The organism is Nocardia sp. NPDC004604 (genome assembly GCF_040609795.1).
Taxonomy (GTDB): domain Bacteria; phylum Actinomycetota; class Actinomycetes; order Mycobacteriales; family Mycobacteriaceae; genus Nocardia.
Genome location: NZ_JBEXLC010000264.1, coordinates 1 through 6,172, shown reverse-complemented (window position 1 = coordinate 6,172; position 6,172 = coordinate 1). Strand labels below are relative to the sequence as shown.

4 protein-coding genes and 1 pseudogene are annotated in these 6,172 nt (G+C 65.2%); 3 read left to right on the top strand and 2 right to left on the bottom strand.

Going from position 1 to position 6,172, the window contains the following annotated elements:
* Positions 1 to 69 precede the first annotated feature (69 nt).
* The 3 genes and pseudogenes from ABZW16_RS42695 to ABZW16_RS42685 all read left to right on the top strand — a co-directional run.
* Positions 70 to 1,167 (top strand): annotated as a pseudogene (locus tag ABZW16_RS42695) (Rieske 2Fe-2S domain-containing protein); the annotation flags it as partial.
* Between the two features lie 329 nt (positions 1,168 to 1,496).
* Positions 1,497 to 2,453, top strand: coding sequence for a DMT family transporter (locus ABZW16_RS42690; RefSeq protein WP_354961870.1), 957 nt, complete (start codon positions 1,497 to 1,499; stop codon positions 2,451 to 2,453).
* Positions 2,454 to 2,495: 42 nt separating this feature from the next.
* Entirely contained in the window at positions 2,496 to 3,314 is an 819-nt protein-coding gene (locus ABZW16_RS42685; protein ID WP_354961869.1) for a hypothetical protein, read from the top strand.
* A gap of 4 nt (positions 3,315 to 3,318) precedes the next feature.
* On the opposite strand, the gene ABZW16_RS42680 is transcribed toward ABZW16_RS42685, so the two are convergent.
* Together ABZW16_RS42680 and ABZW16_RS42675 are read right to left on the bottom strand one after the other, a co-directional pair.
* A complete protein-coding gene (locus tag ABZW16_RS42680) occupies positions 3,319 to 4,803 on the bottom strand; it encodes an MFS transporter (protein WP_354961871.1) in 1,485 nt (494 codons plus the stop codon).
* 516 nt (positions 4,804 to 5,319) lie between these two features.
* The coding region (locus tag ABZW16_RS42675) for an EAL domain-containing protein (RefSeq protein ID WP_354961868.1) at positions 5,320 to 6,172 on the bottom strand (853 nt) is incomplete at its 5' end.

Sequence of the window (6,172 nt, the reverse complement as noted above, 5' to 3'; positions counted from 1 at the left end):
AAATAGAATTATAAAATTTAAAATATGACTCATTTGTCAGTATTGTTTAAAAACAGGAGCTATGTAAAGTGTTTCAACATGAACGATGCCCGTCCGGTCGATATGGATGTGCTGCACGACGCGTTCGGGCACGTCGATATCCATCTGCTGCAGTACTCGGGCGCGATCTGGTACCCGATGGTCTACGACATTCCGAACCGCACCAAGTCGAACTTCGGCAAGCAGAAGCGTCAGCGCGGTATGGATCGCGCCCGCAGCTATATCGAACAGGTCGGTGCCACCTGGGTCGTCCCCTCGGCCGGTCCGCCGGTCTTCCTCGACGATGAGCTGCGCTACCTCAATGACGATCGCGGCGACGAGGGCAATATCTTCCCGGATCAGATGGTGTTCCTGGAGCAGATGAAGATCCACGGCAACGAGGGCGGGATCTTGATGATCCCGGGTTCGGTCGCCGAAGTCCGCGGTGCGGAACTGTCGCTGACCCATCCGTTCGAGCCGGGCCTGATCTACGACAACAAGGCCGAATATATCGAGCTCATGGCGCAGCGTCTCGCGCCGGTGCTCGCGGCCGAAAAGGCTTCGTGGGCAATAGGTGACGAGCGATTGCTGGAACAGTTGCAGGCGCTGTTCGAGCCGATCATGAAGCAGAGCGATCTGATCTGCGATGGCATCGGATACCCCGTCGGCCTGGTCATCGGCGAGGAAACCGTGGTGCTGGACTTCCCCAACCGCGTGGTGCGCGCGCCGATCGAGGGAGAAGGCAAGTACCGCTACGGTTTCCGGATCGCGCCGGAGTTGGTGCGGACCGTGCTGCGCGATGAGGAGCCGGACTGGGTGAACACCATCTTCCTGTCCACCCGCTTCCAGGCGTGGCGGATCGGCGGCTACAACGAATTCCTCTACACGTTCTTCAAATGCCTCACCGATGAGCGGATCGCCTACGCGGACGGCTGGTTCGCCGAGGCGCACGACGATTCCGCGTCGACGGAATTGGCCGGATGGGAAGTGCAGCGGCGCTGCCCGCATCTGAAGGCGGATCTGTCGAAATTCGGCGTGGTCGAGGGCAAAACGCTCACCTGCAATTTGCACGGCTGGCAGTGGGATCTGGAATCCGGTCGGTGCAGAACCTCCAAGGGACACGAGCTGCGGTCGCGCAAGCTCGGCTGAACCGCGTGTGGTGGTTCCGGCCGACCACACTTATGCCGACCGGAACCGCGCGAGTATCACACCAGGTCAGCAGACTTCCCCGGTGCGTCTCAACGACCTGAAACGCAAATCCCCAGAACAGCTTTCGCTCCACAACAACCGAGAACCCCGTTTCTTCCGACGTGGAGGCCGGGCACAACCAAGGCTCGCGCAAACCACGTGATTGCCTCGCACAGGCTGTGCGAGGCAGTCACTGGATGTGCGGCAAGCGTGGGCGGGTCGGGTGGCACGGCGATCGTGATGTGTTGTGGCTCGGCCGGTGGTTGAGGTAGTGGCGGTACGGTGCGGGGGTGGCGGTGCGGGCGAAGGTGGGGTTGGCCTTCGGGTTCTGTATTGGGGCCGGGGTGGCCGTGCAGGGCCGGATCAATGGTGCGCTGGGGGCGCGGCTGCAGGATGGGATCGCGGCTGCCTGCATCAGTTTCGGTCTCGGGCTGGCGGTTTTGCTGATCGCGTTCGCGTGCAGTCGGCGGCTGCGTGCTGGGCTGGGGCGGGTTCGGGCGGCGCTGTCGAGCGGTGTGCTGCGTCCATGGCAGTTGCTCGGCGGGCTGTTCGGTGCGTTCTTCGTTGCGTGCCAGGGACTTACGGTGGCCGCGATCGGTGTCACCGCATTCACCGTCGCCACGGTCAGCGGTCAATTGCTGAGCAGCCTGGTGGTGGACCGGCTCGGATTGGCCCCGCACGGCCGCACCCCGATCACGGTGGCGCGTATTTGTGGTGCCGCATTGGCCATCGCGGCGGTGGCTCTCGCCGCGACGGGCCGCTCCGGCGCACCGGCCGGATCCGCCGCGGTTCCCGACTGGCTGCGCACCGGCCCCACCACACTGCTGGTCATCCTGCCCGCGCTGGCCGGGATCGGGCTGGCCTGGCAGCAAGCCGTCAATGGGCGCGTCGGCACGGTGGGCGGCCCCTTCTCCGCGACCCTGGTGAACTTCGGCATCGGCACCGCGGCCCTGTTCGCCATCGAAGCCGCCGTCCTCGTCGGCAGTGGCCGGCCCATCGAATTCCCCAGCGAACCGTGGCTCTACCTCGGCGGACTGATCGGTGTCGCCTTTATCGCCCTGGCCGCCCTGACCGTTCGCTGGATCGGCGTCCTGCTGCTCGGCCTCACCTCGGTGGCAGGCCAACTCCTCGCCTCCATCAGCTTGGACATCCTGACTCCAACCGGCGCCGGACTATCCAGCACCGCGGCAATCGGCTGCACCCTCACCTTCGTCGCGGTCATCGTCGCCACCCGCTCGCGAACTTGATGCTCCTGACCCGCGCGCGCTGCTGCGCGAGGTTACAAAGGGTTGCGCACCCTCTGTCACGAGGGTCTGCGCCGCTATAACGCCGAAGCCGGTGCGGCACTGGCGGATTCGGACGGCTGGCGCGGTCTGGTCGGATTCCTGGAACGTGTGGTCGACGCCGATGTGCACTCGTTGGCCGTGCACCTGGCGGGCACCTTCACCCCGGACGAGTCGATCCTCCCGGATGTCGTGCATTCGGGAGAGATCACCGAGGAACTGGTGCGGCGGGCGCACGCTTCCGGACGCCTGCGCGCCGATGTCAATGCCGATGACCTCGGTCTCGTCCTGGAATCATGCGCGGCCATCGCCATGCCGGACGCTCAGCGGCCACGAACTGCGGCGAACACCATGGTCGAAGACCCGACCCAAGCAAGATGTCGCAGCCAAGGTATTCGCCCCGGCAACCACGAAAACCGGGCCCGCACCCCGCCCCGACAAAGCCGCCGCGCAACAAGAAACCCCAGACACCACAACCGAACACAAAACCAGCTCACCAGCCACCGAACCCGAAACCCCGGCCCAGCTGACTCGCACGCCGGCACAGGGGTCCCCGAACTCCTGACCGAGGCATCAGGCGCGCCTGTTGCCGGTGGGGGTCCAGGGTGCGCCGGGCCGTGCGAGGGGTTCGACGGCGCGGCCGTCGACCCATGCGGTCCAGCCGTTGTTGCAGACGATATGCGCCCAGTCCAGAATGGACGCGATGGCTGCCACCGCACGGTCCTCATGCTGGCGGTCTACACCGAAGAGATCGGCGCCCACATCATCGAAACCGCAAGCACCCAAGCCGAATTCGCCGCCACCCAGCTACCCGGCAGTTCGTAGTGGGTCAATTGGTGCGTTGGGGGAGCCAGGAGGGGGTTAGGAGGGCTATGGCCAGGAGGAGGGCACCCAGTAGGGCCACCGTGGTGGACATCGAGAACCACATGGTGGCTACGGCGGTGAAGCCGAAGACTGCCAGGGCTACTACCTCGGAGGCCAGGCCGGATACCGAGGTTACTGTGGCGCGGGCGGGGCCTTCGATTGCGTCCTGGAGGCGGGCGCCTGCTACGACGGTTGCGTTGTAGATGATGCCGTAGGACGCGCCGATCGCGGTGAAGCCGAGCACCGCGAGTACGTACACCGCGGCGGGCCAGCGGACGGCGAGGCCCGAGATCAGGGCGCCGCCGAGGAACAGCACACCGGCGATGCCGACCGCGCGGGCCATGGTCCGCGCCGATATCGCTTCGGTGCGACCGGCGAGCACGGAGCCGATCAGTGAGCCGAGCACCGTGATCCCTACCAGTAGCGGCACGATGGCGGTTGCGACACCCACTTCCGCGGCCAGCAGGGCGAAGTATTCGTCGAACGCGGTGATTCCGAACAACAGCGCGCCGAGCATGACGCCATTGCGCACGGCACGCACCCGAATCGCCTCCCCGACGCCGGTTCGCAGCATGCTCAGGTATGTCACGAATGGTCTGGATACAGACTCGTCGCAATCCGATGTGGCAGTTCCACCAGCTGCCGCTGGCGCACGATCGTCACAACCTTCGTGCTCAGTGGGGACCAACCGAGGCAGTGTCGACTTGCGCGCCACCGGACCGATCGATGTCGCCGTAACCGCGGGGTCGGCGCTGTCCACTCGTTGGCGTGCGATGGATGAGTTGATCGAGCCGTCCTCGTCCGACTGCCCAGCGGGGCCGAGTACCCGCGCCCGTCGCGCAGCGGCGGTCACCTCAGCCGCTACCCGAGTACCACCAGCCGGCTGCTGCCCCGATGACGAATCACCCTCGACCGCATCATCTTCCAGCTCCTCGACATCGGCCGCGGAAACCGCCTTCGGCGCACTCGGCAGCGATAACGCGATCAGCGTGTGTACCGCTGCGAAGAGCACGCTGGACCAACCCAGCAGCGGATAGCCACCCCAAACGTAGAGCGGCGTCGCGGCAACGATCGCAATGACGATCGCCGCTTCCGATGCGGCCCTGGCATATCCGATGATCTGTGGATATGCCTGCCGCGCACCGTGGGCCACGAGTTCGTCGTAGAGCAACGCCTCGAAGGTTCCCGAAACGAGCGCACCCGAAGTACCCCAGAGCAGGAAGCCGAGCGCGAAGCCCAGATAGGTCGGCAATACGGTCCACAAGGTGAAACCGGCGGTCAGCAGCACACCGCTGGAGACCAGCAGGCCACGCCGCGACACCGTATCGGCCCAGGCACCGGAGGGCACCTCGAGCAGGAATGCCGTCGCCGACCAGATCGCCAGCAGTGACGAGATCTGCCCGGTACTCAGTCCGTGATCAGCGAATAGCACCGCGTACAGCGCATACAGCGGAATCAGCTCACCGATGCCTTTGAACAGGACCGCTCGTACCGTGAGCCCACGAATACCGTATTTGTCGGTGCGCCCCGTCAGCCGGGCGCGCAGCGACTCAGCGGTTCAACTGCCGTAGAAGAGCAAGCGCATGCTGTGATGCTCGATCACCCGACGGCATCCCGTCAAGCGATTTTCCCGCGCCAACCTTCGGGCGCTGCAGTCCGACGCAACTACGCCCTGTCGGGCAACTGATCACCAACAGCTCCGTACCGGCCCCATCGAGCACCCCTGCAGAGCCTCTATACGACAGGCAGTGACGCCAAGCCAGGGCCCGCGGGGCGACCTCGACACCGTCCTGCAGAGCCCTACCCGACGGGCAGCCACCCCGTTGGCGGTATGCAACTCACCCCGCTGAGTTCCCGGTTACCCCTGCCCGACTCCCCCGATCGGCGATCAGTTTCTGAACCGGGTGCGGGAAAGGCTCACCCACCGGAGATACCGCACACCCCGCCAACCCATCACGTTCCCAACTCAACCGAGGGGCAGCCACCCATTGGCCGCATGCAAATCCCCATCACCGAGTTCTCGATCACTGACCCCAGGCCCAACCCGCCCCTGGTGCTCATTCAGATCGGTGATCAGTTCCGAAACCGGATGCGAATCGCTGTAGTGGTACCCCTGGGCCAGCGCGAAACCGAGTTCGGTGAGCACGGCGGCCTGGTATTCGGTCTCCACCCCCTCCGCGATGACCTGCAGATCCAGCGCGCTGCTGAGCGCGGCGATCACGCCGAGCAGCGGCGGTGCTGGCGAATCCGAGCGGATCGCGGCGACAAAGGACTGGTCGACCTTGAGGATGTCACTGGGCAGTGTGGCCAGACGACTCAGCGAGGAGTACCCGGTGCCGAAATCGTCGATGGCAATGCGAACACCGCGCTCGCGCAGCGTGTGCAGATTGCCGATGGCGGTCTGGGATTCGGCGGCCAGCTCGCTCTCGGTCACCTCGAGTACCAGCTGGTCGGCGGGCCACCCGGTACTCGCCAGAATCCCCGCGACGCGATCCGCGTAACCGGTCTCGGCCAGTTCCAAGCCACTGACGTTCACATTCAGCGTCAGATCCAATTCCGCGAAGGTCTCCTGCAGCCGGGCCGCATCAGCGCAGGCCCGGCGCAAGACCAACTCGTCCAGATCGGCGATGAGGTCGTACTCCTCGGCGACCCGGATCAGTCCCTCGGTGGTGACATCCGGCTGCGCACTCGACGACCAGCGCAGCAGCGCCTCCACACCGACCGCCTTGCCGCCGCCCTCGGTGAGGCTGACGATCGGCTGATAGTGCACATCGAGTGCGCCGCGGTCGATCGCCTCGCGCAGTTCGACCGCCAATGGC